This window comes from Vibrio sp. 10N.286.46.A8, from assembly GCF_041470165.1.
Classification (GTDB): domain Bacteria; phylum Pseudomonadota; class Gammaproteobacteria; order Enterobacterales; family Vibrionaceae; genus Vibrio; species Vibrio tasmaniensis_A.
Genome location: NZ_JBFRLX010000152.1, coordinates 18,954 through 45,503, shown reverse-complemented (window position 1 = coordinate 45,503; position 26,550 = coordinate 18,954). Strand labels below are relative to the sequence as shown.

Annotated in this window: 31 protein-coding genes and 1 riboswitch; of the genes, 14 read left to right on the top strand and 17 right to left on the bottom strand. The window is 44.4% G+C overall.

Features of this window, described 5'->3' with window-relative positions; translation table 11 throughout:
* Positions 1-85: 85 nt before the first annotated feature.
* Positions 86-1,096 carry a class 1 fructose-bisphosphatase gene (gene fbp, locus AB4232_RS15275; RefSeq protein ID WP_372087458.1) on the bottom strand — a complete coding sequence of 337 codons (1,011 nt, stop codon included), beginning with the start codon at positions 1,094-1,096 and terminating at the stop codon, positions 86-88.
* Between the two features lie 268 nt (positions 1,097-1,364).
* Between fbp and mpl the strand changes: the two genes are divergently transcribed.
* The 5 genes from mpl (at position 1,365) to thiQ (ending at position 7,036) form a co-directional block, all read left to right on the top strand.
* A complete protein-coding gene (gene mpl, locus AB4232_RS15270; RefSeq protein ID WP_372087457.1) occupies positions 1,365-2,723 on the top strand; it encodes a UDP-N-acetylmuramate:L-alanyl-gamma-D-glutamyl-meso-diaminopimelate ligase in 1,359 nt (452 codons plus the stop codon).
* A 37-nt stretch (positions 2,724-2,760) separates the two neighbouring features.
* Positions 2,761-3,384 carry a flavin prenyltransferase UbiX gene (locus AB4232_RS15265; RefSeq protein WP_372087456.1) on the top strand — a complete coding sequence of 208 codons (624 nt, stop codon included), beginning with the start codon at positions 2,761-2,763 and terminating at the stop codon, positions 3,382-3,384.
* A gap of 43 nt (positions 3,385-3,427) precedes the next feature.
* Positions 3,428-3,547: riboswitch (TPP riboswitch) on the top strand.
* 53 nt (positions 3,548-3,600) lie between these two features.
* On the top strand, positions 3,601-4,593 hold the full coding sequence (gene thiB / locus AB4232_RS15260) for a thiamine ABC transporter substrate binding subunit (RefSeq protein WP_017103696.1): 993 nt from the start codon (positions 3,601-3,603) through the stop codon (positions 4,591-4,593).
* Positions 4,594-4,718: 125 nt separating this feature from the next.
* The gene (gene thiP, locus AB4232_RS15255; RefSeq protein WP_372087455.1) at positions 4,719-6,332 is read left to right on the top strand and encodes a thiamine/thiamine pyrophosphate ABC transporter permease ThiP; all 1,614 of its coding nucleotides are present in this window, start codon (positions 4,719-4,721) and stop codon (positions 6,330-6,332) included.
* Positions 6,332-7,036: a thiamine ABC transporter ATP-binding protein gene (gene thiQ / locus AB4232_RS15250; RefSeq protein ID WP_009847749.1), complete on the top strand. Its 705-nt coding sequence runs from the start codon at positions 6,332-6,334 to the stop codon at positions 7,034-7,036. The genes thiP and thiQ overlap by 1 nt, the downstream gene beginning before the upstream one ends.
* A gap of 142 nt (positions 7,037-7,178) precedes the next feature.
* On the opposite strand, the gene yjgA is transcribed toward thiQ, so the two are convergent.
* Positions 7,179-7,703 (bottom strand): ribosome biogenesis factor YjgA, encoded by a 525-nt coding sequence (gene yjgA / locus AB4232_RS15245; protein WP_009847748.1) that lies wholly within the window; start codon positions 7,701-7,703, stop codon positions 7,179-7,181.
* A gap of 118 nt (positions 7,704-7,821) precedes the next feature.
* Between yjgA and pmbA the strand changes: the two genes are divergently transcribed.
* Complete coding sequence (pmbA, locus tag AB4232_RS15240; protein ID WP_017058910.1) at positions 7,822-9,165, top strand: metalloprotease PmbA; 1,344 nt, start codon at positions 7,822-7,824, stop codon at positions 9,163-9,165.
* A 97-nt stretch (positions 9,166-9,262) separates the two neighbouring features.
* On the opposite strand, the gene mgtE is transcribed toward pmbA, so the two are convergent.
* The 12 genes from mgtE to AB4232_RS15180 all read right to left on the bottom strand — a co-directional run bounded on the left by mgtE (position 9,263) and on the right by AB4232_RS15180 (position 18,566).
* Complete coding sequence (gene mgtE, locus AB4232_RS15235; RefSeq protein WP_012604872.1) at positions 9,263-10,618, bottom strand: magnesium transporter; 1,356 nt, start codon at positions 10,616-10,618, stop codon at positions 9,263-9,265.
* Between the two features lie 148 nt (positions 10,619-10,766).
* The gene (locus tag AB4232_RS15230) at positions 10,767-11,042 is read right to left on the bottom strand and encodes an HPr family phosphocarrier protein (RefSeq protein ID WP_372087454.1); all 276 of its coding nucleotides are present in this window, start codon (positions 11,040-11,042) and stop codon (positions 10,767-10,769) included.
* Positions 11,043-11,044: 2 nt separating this feature from the next.
* Positions 11,045-11,914, bottom strand: a complete 870-nt coding sequence (gene rapZ / locus AB4232_RS15225) for an RNase adapter RapZ (protein WP_017097544.1) — start codon at positions 11,912-11,914, stop codon at positions 11,045-11,047.
* 4 nt (positions 11,915-11,918) lie between these two features.
* Positions 11,919-12,377 (bottom strand): PTS IIA-like nitrogen regulatory protein PtsN, encoded by a 459-nt coding sequence (ptsN, locus tag AB4232_RS15220; RefSeq protein WP_009847743.1) that lies wholly within the window; start codon positions 12,375-12,377, stop codon positions 11,919-11,921.
* A 1-nt stretch (position 12,378) separates the two neighbouring features.
* Entirely contained in the window at positions 12,379-12,666 is a 288-nt protein-coding gene (gene hpf / locus AB4232_RS15215; protein WP_009847742.1) for a ribosome hibernation promoting factor, read from the bottom strand.
* 90 nt (positions 12,667-12,756) lie between these two features.
* Positions 12,757-14,217: an RNA polymerase factor sigma-54 gene (locus AB4232_RS15210; RefSeq protein ID WP_009847741.1), complete on the bottom strand. Its 1,461-nt coding sequence runs from the start codon at positions 14,215-14,217 to the stop codon at positions 12,757-12,759.
* A 54-nt stretch (positions 14,218-14,271) separates the two neighbouring features.
* Positions 14,272-14,997 carry an LPS export ABC transporter ATP-binding protein gene (gene lptB / locus AB4232_RS15205; protein WP_009847740.1) on the bottom strand — a complete coding sequence of 242 codons (726 nt, stop codon included), beginning with the start codon at positions 14,995-14,997 and terminating at the stop codon, positions 14,272-14,274.
* A 2-nt stretch (positions 14,998-14,999) separates the two neighbouring features.
* Positions 15,000-15,494, bottom strand: coding sequence for a lipopolysaccharide transport periplasmic protein LptA (gene lptA / locus AB4232_RS15200; RefSeq protein ID WP_009847739.1), 495 nt, complete (start codon positions 15,492-15,494; stop codon positions 15,000-15,002).
* Positions 15,475-16,038: an LPS export ABC transporter periplasmic protein LptC gene (gene lptC, locus AB4232_RS15195; protein ID WP_372087453.1), complete on the bottom strand. Its 564-nt coding sequence runs from the start codon at positions 16,036-16,038 to the stop codon at positions 15,475-15,477. The genes lptA and lptC overlap by 20 nt, the downstream gene beginning before the upstream one ends.
* Positions 16,035-16,592, bottom strand: coding sequence for a 3-deoxy-manno-octulosonate-8-phosphatase KdsC (gene kdsC, locus AB4232_RS15190; RefSeq protein ID WP_086048681.1), 558 nt, complete (start codon positions 16,590-16,592; stop codon positions 16,035-16,037). Before kdsC ends, lptC begins: the two co-directional genes overlap by 4 nt.
* Positions 16,592-17,563: an arabinose-5-phosphate isomerase KdsD gene (gene kdsD / locus AB4232_RS15185; RefSeq protein WP_372087452.1), complete on the bottom strand. Its 972-nt coding sequence runs from the start codon at positions 17,561-17,563 to the stop codon at positions 16,592-16,594. The genes kdsC and kdsD overlap by 1 nt, the downstream gene beginning before the upstream one ends.
* Before the next feature lie 34 nt (positions 17,564-17,597).
* A complete protein-coding gene (locus AB4232_RS15180) occupies positions 17,598-18,566 on the bottom strand; it encodes a calcium/sodium antiporter (protein WP_372087451.1) in 969 nt (322 codons plus the stop codon).
* Positions 18,567-18,829: 263 nt separating this feature from the next.
* Here AB4232_RS15180 and mlaF point away from each other — a divergent pair, with 263 nt between their 5' ends.
* The 8 genes from mlaF (at position 18,830) to AB4232_RS15140 (ending at position 24,291) form a co-directional block, all read left to right on the top strand.
* The gene (mlaF, locus tag AB4232_RS15175) at positions 18,830-19,636 is read left to right on the top strand and encodes a phospholipid ABC transporter ATP-binding protein MlaF (RefSeq protein ID WP_009847734.1); all 807 of its coding nucleotides are present in this window, start codon (positions 18,830-18,832) and stop codon (positions 19,634-19,636) included.
* On the top strand, positions 19,626-20,405 hold the full coding sequence (gene mlaE, locus AB4232_RS15170) for a lipid asymmetry maintenance ABC transporter permease subunit MlaE (RefSeq protein WP_009847733.1): 780 nt from the start codon (positions 19,626-19,628) through the stop codon (positions 20,403-20,405). The genes mlaF and mlaE overlap by 11 nt, the downstream gene beginning before the upstream one ends.
* Before the next feature lie 2 nt (positions 20,406-20,407).
* Positions 20,408-20,899: an outer membrane lipid asymmetry maintenance protein MlaD gene (gene mlaD, locus AB4232_RS15165; RefSeq protein ID WP_017100037.1), complete on the top strand. Its 492-nt coding sequence runs from the start codon at positions 20,408-20,410 to the stop codon at positions 20,897-20,899.
* Positions 20,900-20,903: 4 nt separating this feature from the next.
* The gene (locus AB4232_RS15160) at positions 20,904-21,563 is read left to right on the top strand and encodes an ABC transporter substrate-binding protein (protein ID WP_372087450.1); all 660 of its coding nucleotides are present in this window, start codon (positions 20,904-20,906) and stop codon (positions 21,561-21,563) included.
* Positions 21,563-21,871, top strand: a complete 309-nt coding sequence (locus AB4232_RS15155; RefSeq protein ID WP_004735315.1) for a lipid asymmetry maintenance protein MlaB — start codon at positions 21,563-21,565, stop codon at positions 21,869-21,871. Before AB4232_RS15160 ends, AB4232_RS15155 begins: the two co-directional genes overlap by 1 nt.
* A 13-nt stretch (positions 21,872-21,884) precedes the next feature.
* Positions 21,885-22,139 carry a BolA family iron metabolism protein IbaG gene (gene ibaG, locus AB4232_RS15150; protein WP_004738686.1) on the top strand — a complete coding sequence of 85 codons (255 nt, stop codon included), beginning with the start codon at positions 21,885-21,887 and terminating at the stop codon, positions 22,137-22,139.
* A gap of 8 nt (positions 22,140-22,147) precedes the next feature.
* Positions 22,148-23,413, top strand: coding sequence for a UDP-N-acetylglucosamine 1-carboxyvinyltransferase (gene murA, locus AB4232_RS15145; RefSeq protein ID WP_372087449.1), 1,266 nt, complete (start codon positions 22,148-22,150; stop codon positions 23,411-23,413).
* 152 nt (positions 23,414-23,565) lie between these two features.
* Positions 23,566-24,291, top strand: a complete 726-nt coding sequence (locus tag AB4232_RS15140) for a 1-acylglycerol-3-phosphate O-acyltransferase (protein WP_372087448.1) — start codon at positions 23,566-23,568, stop codon at positions 24,289-24,291.
* 123 nt (positions 24,292-24,414) lie between these two features.
* Here AB4232_RS15140 and AB4232_RS15135 read toward each other — a convergent pair whose 3' ends face one another.
* From AB4232_RS15135 to pyrB, 3 genes are all read right to left on the bottom strand, one after another.
* Positions 24,415-24,804, bottom strand: coding sequence for a RidA family protein (locus AB4232_RS15135; RefSeq protein ID WP_004735319.1), 390 nt, complete (start codon positions 24,802-24,804; stop codon positions 24,415-24,417).
* A 135-nt stretch (positions 24,805-24,939) separates the two neighbouring features.
* Positions 24,940-25,401: an aspartate carbamoyltransferase regulatory subunit gene (pyrI, locus tag AB4232_RS15130; protein ID WP_004735320.1), complete on the bottom strand. Its 462-nt coding sequence runs from the start codon at positions 25,399-25,401 to the stop codon at positions 24,940-24,942.
* Positions 25,402-25,413: 12 nt separating this feature from the next.
* Complete coding sequence (gene pyrB, locus AB4232_RS15125; RefSeq protein ID WP_004735321.1) at positions 25,414-26,343, bottom strand: aspartate carbamoyltransferase; 930 nt, start codon at positions 26,341-26,343, stop codon at positions 25,414-25,416.
* Between the last annotated feature and the right edge of the window lie 207 nt (positions 26,344-26,550).

The following is a 26,550-nucleotide window of genomic DNA, read 5'->3' as shown; positions in this document are numbered from 1 at the left end:
TATGTATTCTGAGTTGTCGAACAAAAAGCCAGCATGTAAATGCTGGCTTTTTTAATGGCGTTAATTTGAAAAATAAGCGAGACGATTAGTCTCGGTTAAGTTCAAGGAACTCTTCTACCTTTTTCACCATGTTCTTAGAACCGACAAAGAAAGGCACACGTTGGTGCAGTTCTGTTGGTTTTATATCCATGATGCGTTGGGCGCCATCGGAGGCAATACCGCCAGCTTGCTCCATGATGAAGGCTATTGGGTTGCACTCGTACAGCAGACGCAGTTTACCTTGAGGGTGGCTTTGTGTACTCGGGTATAAGTAGATACCGCCTTTCAGAAGATTACGGTGGAAATCTGATACTAGAGAACCGATGTAACGTGATGTGTAAGGGCGATTGTCGCTTGGCTCATTTTCTTGGCAGTACTTGATGTACTTCTTAACACCCGTAGGGAAGCGAATGTAGTTACCTTCGTTGATGGAATAAATCTTACCTTCATCAGGGATCATCATGTTTTCATGAGACAGACAGAAGGTGCCCAGAGATGGGTCGTAGGTGAAGCCATTTACACCTGCACCAGTTGTGTAAACAAGCATAGTTGAAGAGCCGTAAATTACGTACCCCGCGGCTACTTGCTTGTGTCCTGGCTGTAGGAAGTCTTCTTGTGTTGGTGGGGTACCAACAAGCGATACTCGACGATAGATAGAGAAGATTGTACCAACAGATACATTGACATCGATGTTTGAAGAACCATCAAGTGGGTCCATCAGAACGACGTATTTTGCGTTTTTGTTGAGCTCTTTATTGAAGGCGACAGCTTCGTCTTCTTCTTCACTTGCAACACCACAAACTTGATCACGAGCTTCTAGAGCCGCTTTAAACTTGTCGTTCGCGTAAAGGTCTAGCTTTTGCTGTTCTTCACCTTGAACGTTGTCTGTACCAACAGCGCCAGTGATGTCGACTAGACCAGCCTTGTTGATCTCACGGTTAACAATTTTTGCAGCAAGTCGAATAGACGACAAAAGGGATGATAGATCACCGCTTGCATGGGGGAAGTCACTCTGTTTCTCAACAATGAACTCACCAAGGGTGCGCATCTCAGACATGTTATTTCCTTAAACTTCTCTCAATATTAGGGGGATTTGAGCACTATAGAATTTGCCTCTTACTCGGGCTTTATTCACCTAGACGCCTACTTAAATTCTAAAGGTTAGATCTTTTTAATGGTAATGAACTAAGCGACGCAGATCTCACTTACTATGTCGACTAAATTTGTTTTGCATTGCTACTCGCTTTTAATCGCCATTTAATGATAATGAGTGCAGTAGTTTGATTTAGACATGGTTCATTTAGCCAAGCGTTTGGAAGCAATTTATGCATATTCATATCTTAGGAATTTGTGGCACCTTCATGGGAGGTGCTGCGGTATTGGCTCGTCAATTAGGTCACAAGGTTACCGGTAGTGACGCGAATGTTTACCCACCAATGAGCACTTTGTTGGAGTCTCAAGGGATTGAAATTATTGAAGGGTTTAACCCAAGCCAGTTAGAACCAAGGCCTGATCTCGTGGTGATTGGTAATGCGATGAGTCGTGGCAACCCGTGTGTTGAGTATGTATTGGATAACAACCTTAGATACACCTCAGGCCCGCAATGGTTGCAAGAGTTCTTGTTGCATGATCGTTGGGTATTAGCGGTATCGGGAACGCATGGCAAGACAACAACATCGAGCATGCTGGCTTGGATTTTAGAAGACTGTGGCTATGCGCCTGGCTTCTTAGTGGGCGGCGTGTTAGGTAACTTTGGTATCTCTGCTCGCCTTGGTGAAAGCATGTTCTTCGTGGTCGAAGCTGACGAATACGACAGTGCTTTTTTTGATAAACGATCTAAGTTCGTTCACTACCACCCAAGAACCTTGGTAATGAATAACCTCGAGTTCGATCATGCTGACATCTTCGATGATCTTGAGGCGATTAAGCGTCAGTTCCACCACTTAGTGCGCACTGTGCCAGGTAATGGCCGAATTTTCTCTCCTAAAGAAGATACGGCGATTCAAGATGTTTTATCTCGCGGATGCTGGAGTGAGACAGAATCGAGTGGTGAACAAGGTGATTGGGATGCCAAGAAGCTGGTCAAAGACGGGTCTCAATTTGGAGTGTACTTCCAAGGCGAATGCGTAGGAACTGTCGACTGGGATTTGGTTGGCGACCATAACGTCAATAATGCTTTGATGGCGATTGCAGCTGCGCGACATGTAGGGGTGACACCTGATTTAGCGTGTGAATCGTTGGCGAAGTTCATCAACACCAAACGTCGTCTAGAGTTTAAAGGCGAAGTGGCAGGCGTTTCTGTCTATGACGATTTTGCTCATCACCCAACGGCAATTGAACTTACGCTGGGCGGTTTACGTAATAAGGTCGACACGAAAAAAATAATTGCCGTTTTAGAGCCTCGTTCTGCCACAATGAAACGTGGAGTGCACAAAGAAACGCTGGCTGATTCGTTGAAGCAAGCGGATTCTACTTACTTATTCCAACCCGATAACATTGATTGGTCAGTACAAGACGTCGCCGATGCGTGTAACCAACCCGCGCACGTGAGTGATAACATGGATGCATTCGTTGCTAAAATTGTCTCTGAGGCACAAGCGGGTGACCAAATCTTGGTAATGAGTAATGGTGGCTTTGGTGGTATTCACCAGAAACTGTTGGATGGATTGGCACTCAAAGGTTAACGCATCCTCGACCTTATAATTTGAAGTAATTGAGAACATGACAAAACACGATAAAGCGATAACTCTGGCTTTCACTGGTGCATCCGGTGCGCCTTATGGCCTGCGTTTACTTGAATACCTTTTGGCCGCCGATTATCAGGTCTACTTGCTGATATCATCGGCAGCGCGAGTGGTGTTGGCGACCGAGCATGAACTTAAGTTACCTGCTGGGCCAGATGCTGCGAAACAAGCTTTGGTTAAGCATTTAGATTGCGACCCAGAAAAGCTGGTGGTGTGTGGCAAAGATGATTGGTTCTCACCGGTTGCATCTGGTTCAGCAGCACCGAAGCAGATGGTGGTGTGTCCATGCTCTGCAGGAAGCTTGGCATCGATTGCTCATGGCCTATCAGATAACTTAATCGAGCGTGCAGCCGACGTGGTTATGAAAGAGCGAGGACAGTTGTTGTTGGTGGTTCGTGAGACGCCATTTTCTACGTTGCATTTAGAGAATATGCACAAACTCTCGACCATGGGCGTGACGATTATGCCTGCAGCTCCGGGTTTTTATCATCAACCTAAGTCGATTGAAGACCTGGTCGACTTTATGGTGGCACGCATTCTAGACCATCTTGGTATCGAGCAAGGTTTAGTGCCACGTTGGGGTTACGATCAACGTAATTGATCCAAACTTGATGGCTTATTGTTAAAAATCAAATTACAATCCTGAACACTCATCGGGGAGCGAACCATTCAAATAATGAATGCGAGCTGAGATCAAGCAGACACTTGGGACCCGTAAACCTGAACCAGATAATGCTGGCGTAGGAATTGAGTTAGGAACAACCTCTACCGTTCTCCTCCCTCAAACCTGTGCCGCTCAGACCATGGAGAGCGTCCAGTGAAATTAACATTAACAACTCTTGCTGTTACTACAGCCATCTCTTTTTCTGCCTTCGCAGCAGACAACACCTTAACGGTTTACACTTACGACTCTTTTGCTGCGGATTGGGGCCCTCGTCCTGCCGTTGAAAAAGCATTCGAAGAAAAGTGTGGTTGTGATGTGAATTTTGTCGCGTTAGAAGATGGTGTGTCTATTCTAAACCGCTTACGTCTTGAAGGTGGCAACAGCAAAGCTGACATCATCTTAGGCCTAGATAATAATCTCATGGCTGAAGCGAAATCTACAGGCTTATTGGCTGAGCACAGTGTTGATACATCATCTGTGACGCTTCCTAACGGTTGGAACGACAGTACCTTTGTTCCTTATGATTTTGGTTACTTTGCGTTTATCTATAACAAAGAGAAGCTAGCAAACCCGCCAAAGAGCCTGAAAGAACTGGTTGAGCAACGTGACGATCTTAAGGTTATCTATCAAGATCCACGTACATCAACACCAGGCCAAGGCATGATGCTATGGATGAAGTCGGTTTACGGTGATGAAGCAACTGCAGCATGGAAGAAGCTTGCTCAGAAAACGGTGACTGTGACTAAAGGTTGGTCTGAAGCTTACTCTATGTTCCTAGAAGGCGAGTCTGATTTAGTGTTGTCTTACACAACGTCTCCGGCTTATCACATCATTGCAGAAAGTGATTCTAAGTACGCAGCTGCAAGCTTTGAAGAAGGTCATTACACTCAAGTGGAAGTGGCAGCGAAGGTTAAAGGTAGCAAGAACGAAAAGCTTGCCGGTGAGTTTATGGCATTTATCTTAAGTGATGAGTTCCAATCGGCGATGCCTACTGGCAACTGGATGTACCCAGTGACCGATGTTGAGCTACCAAAAGGGTTCGAGCAACTTACGGTTCCTCAGAAAGCGCTAAGCTTCACACCAGAAGAGATCGCCGAGAAGCGTAAGCCTTGGATTCGTGAATGGCAGAATGCGCTTACTTTTTAACTTACGATTTAACTTATTATTTAGGAACATGAGTTTTCTAACGTACTTTTAAAAAACTAGCTTTCTGTATTTAAAGGTTCATTCGTTATGTTTGGAGTGAACCATTTACGGTAAAAAATCAATTTATGATAAAGAAAACACCTAAGGTCGGGGTTTGGGTTGCGATACTCATTACCACCTTCGTGGTTTCAGCAGTTGGGGCATTGCTTAGCAATGCCCCTTCTCTTGATATCAGCCAAGTATGGTCCGATCCTTACTATTGGCATGTAACGAAATTCAGTTTCTATCAAGCGACACTCTCAACGATGCTGAGTGTTGGCTTTGCTATACCTATTGCTCATGCTCTGTGTCGCAGACAATTTTTTGGACGGGCCTTGTTGTTAAGGCTGTTTGCTTCGACCTTGGTTTTGCCCGTATTAGTTGGCGTATTTGGTTTGCTAGCTATTTATGGAAACAGTGGTTGGTTAGCTAAATTTCTGGCGAACTTCGATATTAAACTGCCATTCTCGATTTATGGGTTGAATGGTATTTTGCTGGCGCACGTTTTCTTTAACCTGCCTTATGCTAGCCGTTTACTTTTACAAGCTTTAGATATCGTACCTGCCGAGCAGCATAAGCTGTGTGCTCATTTGGGTATGAGTCATTGGAACAAATTCAGATGGGTTGAATGGCCTCGCTTAAGACAGCAACTGCCACATGTGTGTGGTTTGGTCTTCATGCTGTGTTTTACCAGCTTTGCTACCGTGATGGCACTCGGCGGTGGACCTAAATCAACCACTATCGAACTCGCTATTTATCAGGCGATTAAATTCGACTTTGACCTGCAGGCTGGTGCCTTGCTCGCGATATGGCAAATGCTGCTGTGTGGTATGCTAGCTGTGAGCATTCAACGCCTATCGAAACCTATTTCAGTGACAGCCAGTCAATTGTCGGAAGAGAAATATTTGGTTAAGGATAGCTCGTGGTCAAAAGCTTGGGATAGCTTTTGGATCATCACCGTCTCAATGCTGGTATTGCCGCCATTAGCTATGGTTATCGTCAGTGGCATTAACTCGCAGGCATTAATCGTACTGAGCAGCGAGCCGTTTTGGGCTGCGTTAATGACCTCGGTTAAAGTCGCGTCATTAGCAAGTGTTATCGCGGTTGGTATTGGTATCGCCATACTGCTGACTAGTCGAGCATGGCGCTTACAGAATAAGAATTTTCGAGCCGATAAAATCGAGCTGATTGGCACTATTATCTTAGTTACTCCCGGGCTTGTGATCAGTACGGGGCTCTTCTTATTACTGCGTTCATTCACCGATGTTTTCAGCTTAGCTTTCTTTATCGTGATTGCAGTAAACAGTTTAATGGCGCTTCCTTACGTAATTAAAACCTTGGCTCAACCTATGCTGCATTTGTCTCAGCAGTATCAGTATGTGTGCGCAAGTTTGGGAATGACTGGTTTCACGCGTTTTAGGCTAGTGGAGTGGCGTGCATTGCGAAAACCGATGGCACAAGCTTTCTCGATCAGCTTTATGTTAGCAATGGGTGACTTAAGTGCGATTGCTTTGTTTGGTAGCCAAGATTTTAGAACTCTGCCTTTGTACCTATTCCAATTGTTAGGCAGCTATCAAATGGAAGCCGCAGCTGTGGTTTCCGTGAGCTTACTGTTACTGAGTGTTGGCAGCTTTAGCCTGATTGAATTTTTATTTACTCGAAGATCTAAGCTCGATGCTAAAGAGTTGAGGAACCGATGATGTTAGTGATGAAAGATGTGGACTACCACTATCACAGAGAGTTGTTTTGCTTTGATTTTCAAGCTGAGCAGGGCGATATTGTTGCGCTGATGGGGCCAAGTGGCGCAGGTAAATCAACGCTGTTGGCATTGGTTGCTGGGTTTATTGAGCCCACTTCGGGTGAGATCTCTGTAGCGGGACAATCACTGATTGGCAAAGAAGCACATCAGCGTCCATTAGCGATGTTGTTTCAAGAGCACAATTTGTTTGCCCATCTCACCGTACGTGAAAATATTGGCTTAGGCTTGCATCCAGGGTTAAAGCTTACGGCAACTCAAAAGCACGAAGTCGAACAGGCCGCTGCACAAGTGGGTGTCGCGGAGTATTTAGATAGATTGCCTGAGCACTTATCGGGCGGTCAACGTCAGCGTGTCGCGTTAGCTAGATGCTTTGTTCAGCCTCATGATATTTGGCTGCTTGATGAACCTTTCTCTGCGCTTGACCCTTTGCTTCGTGAGGAAATGCTTAACCTTGTTAGGCGATTAGCCGCCGAGCGAAACATTACGGTATTGATGGTTACTCACCACTTAGGTGATGCACGCAGTATCGCAAATAAGTTCGTTTTTGTAGCGCTAGGTAAGGTGTTGGTTGCAGACTCGATAGAGACACTGACGGCTGAACATCCACAGCAAGAGCTAAGCTCGTTTGTTAAAGCGGGTGAATGATAATTTTTCACTCCTGTGAGTACTTCTTAATATTGAGTACTTATTGATATTGAGAGCTTCTTGATATCGAGTGCGTCAAAAACAAAAAGACCTAGCATGCGCTAGGTCTTTTATTATCTTTCTGATTAAAGGGCGGCGAAGATTAGTCGCCCAGCTTTAGCTCTTTTAAGATTTGGAATATTTCACGAGAAGACTTAGCCGGTTTATTTGCCGCTTTCTCTTTGTTAGCTTGACGAGCGAGCTGACGAAGACGTTGACGGTCAGCTTCCGGGTACATTTCCATAACGTCTGAAATGGCCGCATCGCCTTCTGCAACAACACGATCACGCAGTTGTTCTAGTTTGTGCAGTTCAACTGTTGCTTGAGAGTGTTTGTTGCGAATCTTATCTAAAGCCGCTTGAATTGGCTCTGGATCGACACTGCGCATTACTTTACCAATGTATTGAAGTTGACGGCGCTTCGCTTCATTTTTAAAGCGTTGTGCATCTTTAATCGCTTGTGCCAAATCTTCAGACAGCGGAAATTTGTCTAATACAGAAGGCTTTAGGTCAACAAGCTCTTCTCCCAGCTTTTGCAGGGCGTCCATGTCCGTTTTCATTTCTGTCTTACTTACCCAGATGATTTCTTCTTCTGGTTCCCATGGGGCTTTTTGGTTTTTGCGAGCCATCTTTTCTGCCTATGTCACTATCTCAAACGAATATATTGCCTATTTTAGCAAGAATCTTGGGGAGAAAGCGAAATTCTTGTTATCCTACGTAATATTGACCTAAAAAATTAGAATAGATATGGATGTAAAACAGCAAGTCGCCCAACAACGAGTTGAGCTAGAAGCCGCAGTAGCTAAAGCGTTGGATATGGCATCAGTGAGTGCAGACGCCGCTGAGGTTGCTATTACTAAGTCAACGGGTTTAAGTGTTTCAACACGTATGTGTGAAGTGGAAAACGTTGAATTTAATAGTGATGGTGCTCTAGGTATTACTGTTTACCGCGGTCAGAAAAAAGGCAGCGCATCTACATCTGATCTGAGTGAGAAGGCAATTGCTCAAACAGTCGCGGCTGCGCTTGATATCGCTCAGTACACTTCTGAAGACCCGTTTGCTGGTCCTGCAGCAAAAGAATACATGGTAAAAGAAATTCCAGACTTGGATCTTTTCCACCCTGATGAACCAAACCCTGACTATGCCGCTGAGATTGCGATTGCAGCTGAGAAGCAAGCGTTAGCTTATAGCGACAAGATCAAACAGAGTGATGGCGCAAGCTACGACAGCCATTATGGCGTTAAGGTTTATGGTAACAGCCATGGCTTACTAGCCAGCTATGCTTCAAGTCGCCATAGCACGAGCTGCTGTGTGATTGGACAAGGCGCTAACGGTGAGATGGAGCGAGACTACAGCTACACCGTTGCACGTCACCGTGATGAGCTATGGACGCCTGAGCGCGTAGGTCAAGAAGCAGCAGAAAAGACCATTAGCCGTTTGGATGCGAAAAAACTACCAACAGGCCAATACCCAATAATGTTCGCTAACGATGTCGCTACTGGCTTGATTGGCCACCTTGTGATGGCGATCAGTGGTGGTAACCTATACCGTAAGTCATCGTTCTTATTGGATCACCTAGGTCAGAAAATTTTACCTGACTGGTTTAACATTTCTGAGCGCCCTCATATCTTACGTGGTTTGGCTTCAAGCCCATTCGATAGCGAAGGTGTGTTCACTCAAGATCGTGAAATCATCACGGATGGTGTGTTAGCAACTTACCTGCTAACTAGCTATGCCGCACGTAAAATGGATATGACACCAACAGGTCATGCGGGTGGTATCCATAACTGGTTTGTTAAATCAACGGGTCAAAACTTTGAGCAGATGCTAAAAGAGCTAGGCACCGGCTTCCTTGTGACTGAAGTAATGGGTCAAGGCGTTAATACCGTGACCGGTGATTATTCACGTGGCGCAGCAGGTTTCTGGGTTGAGAATGGAGAAATCCAATACCCAGTATCTGAAGTGACGATCGCGGGTAACCTAAAAGACATGTTCACTCAGATTGTTGCGGTTGGTAACGATGTCGAAACGCGTTCACAAATTCAAACGGGTTCTATCTTGCTTGAGTCGATGAAGGTCGCGGGTGAGTAATTAAGTTAGCGCCAATATGATGAATTAAAAAAGGGAGCCGATGGCTCCCTTTTGGTTTTCTGTATTTCGCCAAAAATTGGCTAGCTGCTTATGATAACTAGATCAGTATGGTTGCTAAGCCTAAGAACACCGATAGGCCAATAACATCGGTTACTGTGGTCAGAGCCATACCGCCTGCCAATGCCGGGTCGATATTCATCTTTTTCAGCATTACTGGGATGGTTACACCGGCGATACCAGCGACAATCAAGTTGGTCATCATTGCCGCTGAGATGATGCCTCCCAGTATCCAGTTACCTTTCCAAGCAACCACTATACCGCCAATGATAACAGCCCATAACACGCCGTTTAGGAAGCCGATGGCCGCCTCTTTGAGTAGTAGTTCGCGTTTGTTACTGTCACCGATATGACCGAGTGCTAAACCACGAATCACAAGTGCAACGGTTTGGTTACCAGCAACCCCGCCCATTGAAGGTACGATAGTCATTAGAACTGCAATCGCTGCCATTTGGTCGAGTGTTGCTTCAAACATATTTGAAACGGATGCAGCAGCAAGTGCTGCGAGTACGTTAGCACCCAACCAGACACTACGACGACGAGCAGATTTTACGACTGGAGCGAAGGTATCTTCGTCATCGTCCATACCCGCCATGCTCATCATTGAGTGCTCGGCATCTTCACGGATAACATCAACCACGTCATCGATAGTGATACGACCAACAAGATGCTGGTTACTATCAACAACGGGGGCAGAAACCCAATTACGACGTTCGAACAGACTGGCGATATCGGAAGCACTGGTTTCAACCGCGATCGCTTCGTCAGCATCTTCCATCACTTCGGAAACCGGAACATCGGGCTGAGTCGTTACTAGTGTGGTAAGCGATAGGTTACCGATCAGACGTTCTTCTTCATCAATAACATACAGAGCATCGGTTGCGTCGGGCAATTCGCCACGCATACGCATATAGCGCAATACAACGTCGACATCGACGTCGCCACGAATCGTGATTACGTCGGTATTCATGATCGCACCCGCTGAATCTTCTGGGTACGAAAGGGCGGTTTCTACTAATGCACGATCAACTGAGTCCATTTGAGAAAGGACTTCGCGAGAAACATCGTCGGGTAGGCTTCGAAGTACGTACGCGACGTCATCGGTTTCCATACCTTCTGTTGCTTCTGCCAAGGTTTCTGGTGCCATTTTCGACACAAGCGCATCTTTGACGTCTTCGTTTAGTTCATCAAGAATTTCACCGTAGTCTTCTGGATCGGTGAGTTGCCAGAGTACGTCACGACTTTTGCGAGGGGAGGCTTCTAAAAGGTGTGCAATATCTTCAGGTTCCATGTCCTGAAGTTGTCGACGTACGTGAACAAATCGGCCGTTTTCTAGGGCTTCGCTGACTTCTTGGAGGGTTTGGTGAGCTTGGTCGAATTCTAATTGCTCTGCCATATTTTCCTCCTATTTCATTATTCTAACAATGCTTGGAATAGTAACTTAATTCTGGGGCTTATTTAAATCATAAACTTAGCTAGAACTAAGATTTAATACTGGTTGGTTCGAAGTTTGAGTCTTCAGTGTTGTGAGTGACTCGTTTTCGCTACTCACCCTCATCAAACTTGTCTTCAATGAGGTGGCAAACAGCATCAAGTGCTTGTTGTGAATCGGTGCCTATAGCTTGGATCGTGATGTGTTGCCCTTGCGCTGATTCCAGCATAAGCAAACCCATCACACTGTCTGCAGTTGCGATTTTATCTTCTTCGCTATGGATAGTGATAGTTGCATCAAAGCTTTGGGCAAGCTCAACTAATTTTACGGCTGCTCTAGCGTGAAGACCCAAGCGATTTTGGATCAGTACAGTTCGAGTTAATTCCATGGTTAGCCCTGTTGGTGCTTCTCTAGGGAGGCATGTCTGATTTGAACTTGATGACCGAGTTGTTCGAAGTATTCACCAATTTTCTGAGTTAGATAAACTGAGCGGTGTTTGCCGCCAGTGCAACCAATCGCGACCGTTAGGTAACTGCGATTATTCTTCTCTAACATGGGTAACCACTGCTCAACAAAGCCTTGAATTTGTTGCTTGAGTTCAAGAACTTCAGCGTGTTTCTCTAGGAAAGAGTGAATTGGTGCATCAAGTCCTGTCAATGGTCGTAGTGCCGGTTCCCAGTGAGGGTTTGGCAGAAATCGAACATCAAACACATAATCGGCATCACTTGGTAGGCCGAACTTAAAGCCGAAAGACTGAAAAACGATAATGAGTTCTTGTTTTTCTTTGCCCTCAACTTTGAAACGAACCTGTTCACTCAATTCGTAGAGGTTACAGTCACTGCTATCAATCACAATGCTGGCTTGCTCTACAAGAGGAGTCAGAAGTGTTTTTTCTAAATCAATAGCTTGTTCAAGAGAGAGTTTTTCTTGGCCGATCGATAAAGGATGAATTCTGCGTGTTTCGCTGTAGCGCTTGAGTAGCGTCTGTTTACTCGCATCTAGAAATAAGACGTTTAGGTCTATATCTGTGGCGGCTTCTAGCTGGTCTAGCGTTTCTGTAACTAACTGAGGCTCTTTTGGTAGGTTACGAATATCAATGCTAACAGCGACGTTTTGATTGATCTCGCGTACCGATTCGACGAAGTCGTTGAGCAGGTTTACTGGTAGGTTATCAACACAGTAATACCCCAAGTCTTCAAGAACTCGTAGCGCAACACTTTTCCCGGCTCCTGACTGGCCACTAACAACGATTAATCGCATGTTATTACTCGCAAGTTGGCACTTGAATCATGATGTCGTAAAGCTCTTGATCGCTTTGAGCATTACGCAACTGTTTAAGAGTCTGCTTGTCGTTAAGTCGCTCTGCCATACAAGAAAGGGTTTTCAGATGCTCTTTACATTGTTCACTAGGAACAAGTAGAGCAAACAGTAGATCAACTGGGCGGTTATCGATAGCATCAAATTCGATTGGGTCTTGGCATTGTATTAATACAGCAATCGCTTTATCACTGACATTCATGCGTGCATGGGGAATCGCAATACCGTTACCGATACCTGTACTGCCCATTTTTTCACGGCTCAGCATGCACTCAAACAGTTCTGTTGAATCTTGACCGCAGCTTTCTGCTGCGATTTGACTGATCAGCTCAAGGGCTCTTTTTTTGCTTGTGCATTGGACTGCACTTTTAGTGCAGTCCAATGAAAGTACTTCGCTTAATTGCATGTTAGTGACTACTTAGTTTTTCTTTGTGCTTGTTGAGTTGGCGAACAAGTTTATCAACCAATGAATCAATCGCGGCATACATGCTTTCATCTGTTGCTGTCGCATGAATTTCCCCTTGATTTATATGCAGGGTAGCTTCTGCGATTTGATTGATTTTCTCAACTTTTAAAACAACTTGAACACTATTGATATGATCAAAGAAGCGCTCAAGTTTGTCGAATTTGGTGTGAACATAGTCTTGCATTGAATCGGTAAGATCAACGTGATGGCCTTGAATATTGATTTGCATAGACTTTCCTTTTCAGTTGGTTGCCAGGTTACAACTAAATTAATAGTTAACTAATCAATCGTTAATGAATAAAGAGCTAACTACTTTAGTTTATAGCAGGCGTTTACGCTGACTCGATGGGGCAATGCCCAGAGATTCACGGTATTTCGCTATGGTACGTCTAGCTACCTGAATTCCTTGGTCAGCCAGTAAAGCAGCAATCTTACTATCACTTAGAGGCTTTGCGGTATTTTCCGCTGCGACAAGCTTCTTAATGAGTGCGCGAATTGCTGTAGATGAACATTCACCGCCATTGTCAGTGCTGACATGGCTTGAGAAAAAGTACTTGAGTTCGAAGATGCCACGCGGTGTGTGCATGAATTTTTGAGTCGTCACACGAGAGATCGTGGATTCGTGCATATCAACAGCTAAAGCCACATCATTCAGTACCATCGGCTTCATGGCTTCTGCGCCATGTTCGAAGAAACCGCGTTGATGTTCAACAATACACCGAGCGACTTTTAGTAGTGTTTCATTTCGGCTCTCTAGACTTTTAATTAGCCATTTTGCTTCTTGCAAATTTGAGCGGATAAATTGGTTGTCAGCACTACTGCCTTTGCTACTAAGGGCCGCGTATTGTTGATTTACTTTTAGTTTTGGCACGCTATCTGGATTGATGGTGACCAACCATTTCCCAAGCTCTTTGAAGACGGATACGTCAGGAACCACATACTCGGTTTCGTCTGGCGTGATCTTGCTTCCAGGGCGAGGGTCCAGCTGTTGGATTAATTGCAAAACTTCGCGTAGTTCCGCTTCTTTCAACTTGGTCTCTTTGATAACCAGTTTGTAATCGCGATTGCCGAGTTGGTCGATATGGCTAGTAAGTACTAACTTAGCTTCGTTAAGCCAAGGGGTATCTTGTGGGAAGGTCGCCAATTGCAGTAACAAGCAATCTTGCAGATTCACAGAACCGACACCTAGCGGATCAAACTGCTGAATTCGTTTACGAACGGCTTCAATTTCATCAAGCTCGATCTCTTCGTTGTCGAAGTTCTCAAGGATGTCTTCACAAGATACGGTAAGGTAACCGCGGTCATCGATAGCATCAATTAGCGCAAAAGCTATGCTACGGTCAGTTTCAGTAAATGGTGTTAAATCGAGTTGCCAGAGCAGGTAATCGTATAGACTTTGTGTGGTTTCGCCTTGATAAACGGGCATATCGTCATCAATCGCAATGCCAGTGTTACCTGTGTTTGCGCTGTAAACGTCTTCCCAAGTTGTATCGATTTCTAGTTCGTTGCCGATCTCTGATTTTTCGATCAAATCGGAGCTATCAGGTAAGTCTTGTTCAACTGTTTCAACTGTTTCTTTCTCGTCACTGCTAGGTTTTTCTTCCGATGTTGGCGTATCTTCATTGCCGTCTTCGACATCGAGTAGTGGGTTCGATTCAAGTGCTTCTTGAATCTCTTGTTGCAAATCCAAAGTAGACAATTGCAACAAACGAATCGCTTGTTGCAATTGAGGAGTCATTGCTAACTGTTGGCCTAGCTTAAGTTGTAATGAGGGTTTCATTCAGTGTTACTTACCTAGTTATTATTCTAAGAACTCTCGATACTCTCTATCTAATCATAGACGGAATTGTTCGCCTAGATAAACTTGCTTAACTTGTTCGTTATTGAGAACATCTTCAGGAGTTCCCTCAGCTATTAGATGCCCTTGACTTACGATGTAAGCTTTTTCACACACGTCTAATGTTTCACGAACGTTGTGGTCGGTAATCAAAACGCCTAAGCCGCGATCGCGTAAGTGAACAATGATTTTTTTGATATCGATAACCGATATAGGGTCAACACCGGCAAAAGGTTCGTCCAGAAGAATGAACTGAGGGTTTGCTGCTAGCGCACGAGCAATCTCAACACGGCGACGCTCACCACCTGACAAAGCCATACCATTACTCGCTCGAATATGTTGGATGTGGAACTCTTCGAGAAGATCTTCCAGCTTGTCTTGACGTTGCGCGTTAGTCATCTCATCGCGCGTTTGCAAAACAGCCATGATGTTGTCTTCAACTGACAATTTACGAAAAATGGATGCTTCTTGAGGAAGGTAACCGATACCAAGACGAGAACGACTGTGCATTGGTAAGATACTGATGTCTCGGTCGTCAATGCTGATAGTACCTTCATCACGCGCAACCAGGCCCACTATCATATAGAAAGAGGTGGTTTTACCTGCACCGTTTGGGCCAAGTAGCCCGACGATCTGACCTGACTCTACTTGCAAGCTTACGTCTGTTACAACTTTACGTTTTCCGTAGGTCTTCGCTAGGTTCTTTGCTGTAAGGACTGCCATGATTACTTATTCACTTCCGCTGGTTGTAAAACCGTTGATACACGCTCACTGCTATCACTATCGGCAACCAACTTTTGAGAGGTGATCTGATAGGTAATCTTAGAGCCACGAATGATACTGCCATCTTGAGATAGCATCGCGTTCTTAGTCATGATCAATCTATCGGCAATCAGCTGGTAATGTAAATCGTCAGCTTCACCATAGAGTGTTTTCCCATCGTCAGTAAGTTGAGAAAAGGTTGCGGGCTTTCCGAAACCTTGTATTTCTTCAATTTCACCGTTGACGGCATTACGTGTAACAATGACCTTATCGGCATTGATATTGATGCTACCTTGTTTAAGGTTCACATCGCCAAGAAAGGTTACTTGATTGCTTTTCATATCTAATTGCTGACTGTCTGAATCAATATAGACAGGCTGCTCGCTATCCGAAGATAGAGCATAGACATTAGACGCCGCAAGGGTCAAAGCCAATAAACTAAGGTGTGAGAGTTTCATATCTACCCTGAACAGAATTAAAGAGAGTCGCATTGTTGGTACCGAAGTTCCCTTTCATTGCTTGCCCCTCATTTTCAAAAAATGTACCGATCATATGGACCGGAGTGTCTGAATAAAAATCTCGGCTAGTCAGTTCAACAACCATTTTATCAGTGGTCATTGTATCGAAACTAGCATCTGGCAACAGGTTCTTCGCCACAACGTTGTCATAAAAAGTGATGACTTGATTTTCATCCATAATTGCGCGATCAGCGGTCACTCGCCATTCTATCGTATGCCCTTCACGGAATACTGAAAGAATAGGGGCTTGAAAGTGTGTATCGCCAACGACGGAGTAGTGCTCTAGATTGGTCGATTCAACTTGATAGCTACGAATACCGCTTTCGTCATAGCTAATATTATCAAGATTCTTGCCACTAAACGCGGGCAGTTCTAAATTTGGATCTACTTGTATCGTCGAAGTTTGCTCTTTGTCGTACAAGTAATAGGCTGACCAAGAGGCAATAAAGATGAGTATTAAGTAGATAATACGATTAAAACTCATATGCTTAAACCTTTGTGCACGTCGAGTTCGTTTCTTGCTTGTAAAATAAGGTCGCAGACTTCACGTACTGCACCGTAACCGCCGTTAATGGTTGTTACGTAGTTGGCTCTTTGTGCAAGCAATGGGTGACCGTCTGCCACACATACCTTCAAGCCAACCTTTTCCATTACAGGCCAGTCGATTAAATCGTCTCCGATATAACCTGTGTTTTCAGGATTAACTGAAAGTTTATCGCAAATGTCTTGATATGCTTTAACTTTATCATCCTGACCTTGATAAATTAGCTTAATACCGAGAGCGGTCATTCGATTCTCAACAATTTGAGATTTACGGCCAGTGATGATTGCGATTTCAACGCCCGCGTTCATCAACGATTTAATGCCGTAACCGTCGCGCGTATGGAAAGTTTTTAGCTCTTCACCATTGTTACCCATGTAGATGCGACCATCTGAGAATACGCCATCGACATCGCAAATCAGCAGTTTGATCTCTTTTGCTATCGCAAATACACGTGAATCCACGGTGCCGTAAAGGGTTTCAATTGCCTGTGACATTACATTACTCCTGCTTTCAGTAAGTCATGCATATTTAAAGCGCCTACTAATTTGCCATTATCACACAACATCAGGCCATTGATGCTCTTAGCTTGCATCAAATTTAAGCCCTCAACTGCGAGCATATTTGGTTCTGCTACCGTTGGGTTCAGTGTCATTACATCGCCGATCTGCGTGCTATGAATATCAATACGTTTATCTAAGATACGGCGTAAATCACCATCGGTAAAAATGCCCTTCATTTGGCCATATTCACCGACGATTGCCGTCATACCCAAGCCTTTTTGAGATATCTCTAACAGGGCATCTCGAACTAGTGCATCCGGAGCAACAATTGGGAGTGAATCGCCGGTGTGCATGATGTCGTCTAGTTTCAACAGCAGTTGACGGCCCAAAGCGCCACCAGGATGAGACAGTGCAAAATCTTGAGCGGTAAAACCTCTTGCCTGTAAAAGTGCAACGGCTAATGCATCACCCATAACCAAAGTAGCGGTAGTACTGGTTGTTGGTGCTAAACCTAGGGGACACGCTTCTTCGGGTACTGAAATCTGTAAATGAATATCAGATAAAGTCGCCATGTTTGATGCCGGCTTGCCAGTCATGCTGATAATCTTAATGTTTAAACGCTTTAATACTGGGAATAGGCTGAGGATTTCTCCTGATTCACCTGAGTTGGATATTGCTATCACAATATCGCCAGGTTCGATCATTCCCAAATCACCATGCGCCGCTTCACCTGGGTGTACAAAGAAAGCCGATGTACCAGTGCTTGCCAGTGTAGCTGCTATTTTGTTACCAATGTGGCCTGATTTTCCCATGCCCATCACTACGACTTTGCCTTTGTTGTTCAGGATTAGGTCGCAAGCTTTGCTAAAATCATCATTAAAATATTGGTCTAATTGCGTGAGACCTGCAACTTCAGTTTCCAAAACTTGTTTTGCAACGCTGCAATAATCAAATGGCTGAGACATCAAATACTCCAAGTACGGGAAGTTAAATCAACAATTAAGCTGACATGTTCATTAGTAGGTAACTTTGATATGCCACAAACGTCACGATTAACACGCCGCCTTCGATACGATTCACGCTACGAGATTTTCCTAGTGCCATGATAACAAGGAGTAGTGATACGCCTAGCATCACCCAGAAGTCACGACCCATTGCAAACTCGCTCAAGATTGAAGGGTTTAGGATGCCCGGGATACCCATCACGGCAAGGATATTGAAGACGTTTGAGCCAATGATATTACCCACAGCCATATCATCTTCACCTTTCATAACACCGGCTAGTGATGCTGCAAGTTCAGGTAAACTTGTGCCAACGGCAATAATGGTTAAACCAATCACAAGGTCGCTCATACCAAAGAACTTCGCGATAACAACCGCGTTATCAACCAACATGTTGGCCGCTAGAGGTAGAATAATCAGACCACCCACCACCCACATTGCGGCTTTGGGGTTGCTCACGCCTTCTGGAACTTCAGATTCTTGTTCGTCAAGAAAGGCATCACCGTTCTTTTTCTCACTACGGCTGATTTGCAGCATCGCAAATAAGAAAGCGGCAAAAAGAACAAACAACAACACACCTTCATAGAAACCTAAGTGATTATCCCAAAGCAGTGCGCCCGCTAATAGAGTGACACCTATCATTAAAGGTAGTTCACGACGAATCACACCAGAGCTAATCGATAATGGCTTGATAAGGGCTGTAATACCTAAAATCAGCGCGATGTTAGCGATGTTTGAGCCTAATACGTTACCTACCGCCGTATCTGTTTTACCATCAAGGGCTGCTGTCGCAGAAACCATCATTTCAGGGGCTGAAGATCCCATTGCTAAGATTGTCATACCGATAACTAGTGGTGAAATACCGAAGTTGCGAGCAAGAGCAGCGGCGCCGTAAACCAGCTTATCTGCACTCCACACCAAAAAACCTAGACCGATAACGAGAAAAGCAATCGCTTCAAGAAGCATAATGATTCCTAAAAAATTAATAAAAACGGAGAATTAACCGCTAATTTTGACTTGTTGCTGGTAAAAAGGGAAGCCACTCTACAAATTAATTGCCAGTTAGTGGTAAAGAAATGTTGATGAGGAATGAATTTCTCAATGCTTTCAAATCCCTGCCTTTGTTTTCTGTTTTTAATAATTAATTGAACAGCGCTTTTAATTCTAAAGTAGACTCATTATTATTGCAGCCATAATTGGCGTTTTTAAAGCAAGGAAACAACAAAAGTATGTTGAACACTGAGCTTGTGAAAGTTAAGAATCTCAGCTTCTCACGCGGTGAACGAATTATCTTTGATGACATCAGTTTAGAAGTTCCTCAAGGAAAAATAACCGCGATCATGGGGCCGTCAGGGATCGGTAAAACAACCTTATTACGTCTGATTGGTGGACAATTACCACCAGATGAAGGTGAAATTTGGTTTGATGGCGACAACATCCCTGCATTGCCACGTCGAAAGCTATATCAAGCACGTAAGAAAATGAGCATGCTTTTCCAATCGGGGGCACTTTTCACGGATCTTAATGTCTTTGATAATGTGGCGTTTCCTTTGCGAGAGCACACTGAACTTAACGAAAAATTCATTCGTACCATTGTATTGCTTAAGCTTGAGGCGGTAGGGTTGCGAGGCGCGGCGCAATTAATGCCGAGTGAGTTGTCTGGTGGTATGGCGAGACGAGCGGCGTTGGCCCGTGCGATCGCATTGGACCCAGAACTTATTATGTATGATGAGCCTTTTGTTGGCCAAGATCCAATCACCATGGGTGTTTTGGTTGAGTTGATTCGTAACCTCAATCAAGCCTTGGGTTTAACCTCTATTGTCGTTTCTCATGATGTCCCTGAGGTGATGAGCATTGCTGATTGGGTTTATTTGATGGCTGATGGGAAAATTATTGCTGCAGGTTCTCCTGATGAGTTGTACAACAACAGCGACCCAAGAGTGCAGCAATTTTTGCAAGGTGAATCGGATGGCCCTGTGCCATTTAGGTTTCCTGCAAATAGCTTAGAAAAGGATTTGTTTGAATATGATTGCTAAAACTATTGCGGGTGTCGGTAAGCGCGCACTTGCGATCTGTGAGTCATTTGGTCGAGCAAGCCTAATGCTATTTGGGGCTTTGTTTGGCATCCCGAAACTAAAAAACTTCCCTCTATTAGTTAAACAATTTTATAGCGTTGGCGTTCAGTCATTGGCTATCATTTTAGTTTCGGGTTTGTTTATTGGCATGGTACTCAGTCTGCAGGGCTATGTCGTATTAATCGACTATGGCGCAGAGGGTAACCTTGGGCAAATGGTCGCGCTCTCGTTGTTACGGGAATTGGGCCCTGTGGTGACAGCACTTCTGTTTGCTGGCCGTGCGGGTTCAGCATTAACGGCTGAGATCGGCTTAATGAAAGCAACGGAACAGATCTCTAGCCTTGAGATGATGGCGGTTGATCCTCTTAAACGCATTATTGCGCCACGTCTCTGGGCCGGCCTTATTTCTATGCCACTGCTCGCTATGATTTTTATGGCGGTCGGGATTTGGGGTGCTCAGTTAGTCGGTGTGGATTGGAAAGGTATTGACCACGGCAGTTTCTGGTCTGCGATGCAGTCTTCCGTTGAGCTTGGCCGTGATATTGGTAACAGTATGATCAAATGCATGGTCTTCGCTATCACCGTAACTTGGATCGCACTTTTTAATGGTTATGATGCAGTACCGACATCCGAAGGTATTAGTCAGGCAACCACACGCACAGTAGTACACTCTTCTCTAGCGGTATTAGGGCTAGATTTTGTTCTTACCGCATTGATGTTTGGGAATTAATCATGCAACAAACTCGAAAATTAGAATTATGGGTCGGCACCTTTGTTATTGCCGGAATTTGCGCAATCTTAATCATGATCTTTCAAGTCGCTGACGTAAAAGGTCTCGGTTCAAACCATACTTACAACTTAAAAGCGACCTTTGACAATATTGGCAGCCTAAAGGTTCGCTCACCAGTAAAGGTGGGGGGCGTCGTTGTTGGTCGAGTTCAAAGTATTGAACTTGATACTGAGAGCTACCTTCCTGTGGTTGAACTGTCTATTGATGCGAAGTACTCACAATTTCCTGATACCTCTAGTGCTCAAATCTTAACGTCGGGCTTGATCGGTGAGCAGTACATCAGCTTAGTTCCAGGCTTCATCTTTGAAGATGAAGAGATGTTGGTTGATGGTGATTCTATCGAAGACACCAAGTCGGCATTAGTATTAGAAGATTTGATTGGCCAAGTGCTGTATAGCGTCGGTGGTTCTGATAATAGCGAAGCTAAGGAGTAGGCTCATGTTAAAGACTCATTACTTATTGAAAAGACTGCTTCTGACAGCTGTCGCTTTGCTGATGTCGACTCCAGCTTTTTCGGCAAAACCGATTGACCGAACTCAGCCTTATCAGATGATGACTCAAGTTGCAGAAGAGGCTTTCGCCCGTTTGAAGAACGAGCAAGAGAATATCCAACAAGATCCAGAGTTACTGAAGGTCATCGTGGAAGAAGAGTTGATGCCTTATGTGAATGCTCAATATGCGGCGCTGAAGTTGCTAGGGCCGAACTTGAAAGGTGCTGATAGAGGAGACGTGCGCGTATTTATTGATGCATTTCGTAAATATCTCGTTTCTTCTTATGCTCAAGTGTTAACTCAATATACAGATCAGACGATTAAATTTGGTCCAGAACCAACAATTAAAACAGATAGCCGTATTACCAGTATTAAGGTTGATATCATTGATACGTCTCGACCAAACATTAACCTTGAGTTTAAACTGCGCAAAGATAAGAAGTCAGGTGAGTGGAAGGCATTTGATATGGTTGCCGAAGGTATAAGCCTGCTATCAAGCAAGAAGTCTGAGTGGAACACTAAGATTCGTCAAGAGGGTATCTTACAAGTAGCTGACGAACTCGAGAAACTGGCTTCTCAACCGATTCGTTTTGAGAGTAATAAATAATGAGCCATTCTCAATGGCAAGCGCTAAGCTCTAAAGAATATCAACTTCTTGGTGATATAGATCGAGATAGTGTACCTGCAATCTGGCGTATATTGGAAAAGTGGCAAACGACGGAATCGAGCGTTGAAATTGACCTTAGCCATATAAATCGAGTCGATTCAGCAGGAATGGTGATGCTAATTCACTTATTAGAGCATGCAAAAAATCAAAACTGTCATATAATGCTCAGTTTCGTGCCAGAACAATTACGAACGTTGTTCCAATTGAGCAATATCCAGCCAATGATGGCAGAACACATAAAAAATTAGGCAGGAGCTATTTGTGGACAGCACAAAAGTACAAGAATTATTAGCAGAGGCTCTGAACCTTCAGGAAATTATCGTGAAGGGTGAAGGCAGTCATTACGAAGTTGTTGCGGTTGATCCATGTTTTGACGGCATGAATCGAGTTAAGAAGCAGCAACTAATCTACGGCCCACTAATGGAATACATTCAACGCAATGATATCCATGCTCTTTCTATTAAGGCTTTCACGCCGGAAGAGTGGGAACGTGATAAGAAACTGATGTCACTTTAAGGTTTATGATGGAAAAGTTTCGAGTTATTGGATCGGATAAGCCGCTAAGCGGTGAAGTGACGATCTCAGGCGCAAAAAATGCAGCCCTACCAATCCTATTTGCTTCAATTCTAGCTGAAGAGCCGGTTGAAGTAAGTAATGTTCCTCACCTACGTGACATCGATACTACGATGGAATTGCTTAAGCGTTTAGGCGCAAAAGTATCACGCAATGGTAGTGTTCATGTTGATGGCAGCGAAATTAATGAATTTTGTGCACCTTACGATTTAGTAAAAACAATGCGCGCTTCTATTTGGGCTTTAGGTCCTCTAGTCGCTCGTTTTGGTGAAGGTCAAGTGTCACTTCCTGGTGGTTGTGCAATTGGCGCTCGACCTGTTGATTTACATATCCATGGCCTAGAGCAACTAGGTGCGACCATTAAGTTGGAAGATGGTTATGTAAAAGCAAGTGTTGACGGCCGTTTGAAAGGCGCGCACATCGTGATGGATAAAGTAAGTGTGGGTGCCACCATTACTATCATGTGTGCAGCAACGCTAGCGGAAGGTACAACTGTATTAGATAACTCAGCGCGTGAGCCTGAGATTGTTGATACGGCTGATTTCCTAAACAAACTAGGTGCTAAGATTTCTGGCGCAGGTACAGACACGATTACTATCGAAGGCGTTGAACGTCTTGGTGGTGGTCATCACTCTGTGGTTGCTGACCGTATCGAAACGGGTACGTTCCTTGTTGCTGCTGCGGTTTCTGGCGGTAAAGTGGTTTGTCGCAACACCAACGCTCATCTTCTTGAAGCTGCATTAGCGAAGCTTGAAGAAGCGGGTGCGAAGGTTGAAACGGGCGAAGACTGGATCAGCCTTGATATGACTGATCGTGAGTTGAAAGCGGTGAAAATCGTAACGGCACCTCATCCAGGCTTCCCAACCGACATGCAAGCACAGTTTACCCTGCTTAACATGATGGCGAAGGGCAGTGGTGTTATCACTGAGACTATCTTTGAAAACCGCTTTATGCACATTCCTGAACTACAGCGAATGGGAGCAAAAGCCGAGATCGAAGGTAACACGGCTATCTGTGGTGACACGGATAAATTGAGTGGCGCTCAAGTAATGGCTACGGATCTTCGTGCATCTGCGAGCCTTGTTATTGCTGGTTGTATCGCTCAAGGTGAAACCATCGTTGACCGTATTTATCACATCGATCGTGGCTACGATAAGATTGAAGATAAACTGTCAGCCTTAGGCGCAAACATTACACGATTTAGTGAGTCGAACTAACTTAGGTTAGTGGATTCATGAATCAGTAAGATGAAAACATAAAAGTCGGAACCTTGGTTTCGGCTTTTTTATAGTTGTATTTACCGCAAGTGAGTCTATTGCCCATTGTTGTGCGAATAGATGAATGAGCTTTGCGGTTGGTGAGGAACAAAATGATAGCAATATTACGTATTTTCGCTGTAGCGATATTTGCGATTCTTATGTTTGTATTTGGTTGTGGTTACTGTCTATTGAGTCCACGTAACCCGAAACACGTATTTACCTTTGGCCGCTATTTCGGTCGCATGTCGAAAATCTTTGGCATGAAGTTAGAGCTTCGTATCCCAGAAGATGCTTACTCTCGTGGCCAACACGTTTACGTTGCAAACCACCAAAACAGCTGGGATCTATTTACGATTTCATCAGCGGTAACACCTAAAGTTGTGACAGTCGGCAAGAAAAGCCTAGCGTGGATGCCTCTTTTTGGTCAGCTGTACTGGTTGACGGGTAATATCCTCATTGACCGAGCTAACCGCAGCAAAGCGGTAGGTACGATCGATCAAGTGGTTACTAGCCTTAAAGAGAGTGATGTTTCAGTATGGATGTTCCCTGAGGGGACTCGTTCTCGTGGTCGTGGTTTGTTGCCATTCAAAACGGGTGCTTTCCATGCTGCAATTGGCGCTGGCTTACCTATTATCCCTATCGTGTGTAGCTCAACAGGTGGCGTGAAGCTGAACCGTTGGAACAATGGTCATGTGATTGTTGAGATGCTGCCACCAATCAGCACTGAAGGCTACGATAAGTCTAATGTTCGTCAACTGGCTAACCTAGCTCGTGAGCAGATGGCAGCTAAACTTGAAGAGTTAGACAAAGAAGTAGTTGAGCTTAATAAGAAGTAATCATCTAAGCGAAACGATGAACAATAAAAAGGTTGCCAACTGGGCAACCTTTTTTGTATCTGATAAACGCTCAGCTTTATGCCAACTTGTTTACTAGAAACCGTTTATTCTAGATATTAAAATCTATTTGCGAACTGCAATAGCTTCGATCTCGATACCTACATCTTTTGGCAGACGAGCTACTTCAACACATGAACGTGCAGGGTAGTTTGCAACACCGTGCTCATCGAAGAATTTACCGTAAACTTCGTTTACTGTGCCGAAGTCGTTTAGGTCTTTAACGAATACCGTTAGTTTTACGATGTCTTTTACAGTCAGGCCAGAAGCTTCAACAACCGCTTGAACGTTGTCTAGAGATTGGCGAGCTTGCTCTGCGATATCAGCAGATACTTCACCAGTTGCTGGGTTTACTGGGATTTGGCCAGAAGTCAGAACCATGTTGCCAAGGTCAACACCTTGTACGTATGGGCCGATTGCAGCTGGAGCTGATTCTGTGTGAAGTACTTTAGTCATTGGTTATTCCATCAGTTATTGGATAAAAAGCGATTTTTAGTGTGCCTTCAAACTTAGGATAGGTAAAGAGCAAAATACCCCGCACAGGCGAGGTATTGAATAGTTTTTGCGTTCGATCGTCGTTGCCGTATGACGTTATCTTTCTGTCACGATCTCACGAGAGAAGACTTTTTCGCAGTATTTACACTTCAATCGAATATCTTCTTTCTTTTCAAAGATCTTAAAGCTGCTTTCAACCGGTTCATTGTGAGTAATACAGTTGGTGTTTGGACACTCGAACACATCGTTGATTTGCTCTGGAAGTTCTAGTGGTAGCTTCTTAACCACTTCGTAATCTTCGATTTGGTTTACGGTCGCATGAGGCGCGTAAAGTGCTAACTTGCTCGCCTGTTCTTCAGTGATAAACACATTCTCTATCTTGAGTAAGTCTTTACCGCCTAGAGCAGAAGATGGCAGGTTTAGGCCGATGGTTACTCGCTGATTAGAGTTATGCATGTCGAACAGTTTGAGTACTTTGATCCCGATGTTGGCTGGGATATGGTCGATAACCGTTCCGTTCTTGATTGCTTCAACTTTTAATTGAGTCTCTTTAGACATGATATCTCTCCTCTACAGCGTTTCGTTAAGAACAAGGGCTAGCAGTGCTTCACGTGCGTAAACACCGTTCTCTGCTTGCTGGAAGTAGTAAGCGTAAGGTGTTTTATCGACATCGACAGTAATTTCATCAACACGAGGAAGAGGGTGAAGAACTTTTAGGTTATCACGTGCATTTTCCAGCATAGGAGCTGTCAGGATGTACGCTGATTTGATGTGCGCGTATTCCGATTCATCAAAACGTTCTTTCTGAACTCGAGTCATGTACAGAACATCCAGCTCAGGAATCACATCTTCCATGTCTGTCAGTAGTTGGTACTTGATTCCCGCTTCATCAAGCTCTTCACAAATGTAGTCAGGCATCGCCAGTGCTTCTGGAGCAACGAAATAGAAACAGATGTTGTCGAACTTCGCTAGTGCTTGAGTCAGCGAGTGAACCGTGCGGCCGTACTTAAGGTCACCAACGAATGCCACGTTTAGGTTATCTAAGCGACCTTGAGTTTCGGCAATAGAGAACAGGTCTAATAGTGTTTGTGTTGGGTGTTGGTTTGCGCCGTCGCCCGCGTTAATCACAGGTACACCGTTAGAGAACTCAGAAGCTAGACGCGCTGCGCCTTCTTGAGGGTGGCGCATTACGTAAGCATCAACGTATGAAGAGATAACCTGTACTGAGTCCGCTAGCGTTTCGCCTTTCTTCGCCAGTGACGTGTTACCACCGCTGTCGAAACCAATTACGTCACCACCGATGCGTTGAATTGCCGTTTCAAAAGAGAGACGAGTTCGCGTTGAAGGTTCGAAGAAGCAGCTTGCAACAACTTTGTTCTTGATGAGTTCTGGGTTTGGTTCAGCTTTGAGTTGACCTGCCGTTTGAACAATTAATTCTAGCTCTTCACGAGAAAGCTCTGGAATTGAGATGATGTGCTTTTGATAGAGCGAATTCGCCATGATCTTCTTCCCCACAATAATGTATTGGCCATAAAAAAGCCCCCCATAATGGGAGGCTTTAAAAAAGTGCTGAAAAGCAGAATAGACGGCCTGGCAAGCATGCTAGCTTGCGAGCAATATTTGGTGTTTTCACAATTTTATTATGTTTTATCACAACATTGCTTGGCGTCATTTTCACTACTCTCAGACAAATTGCCGAGAATTATA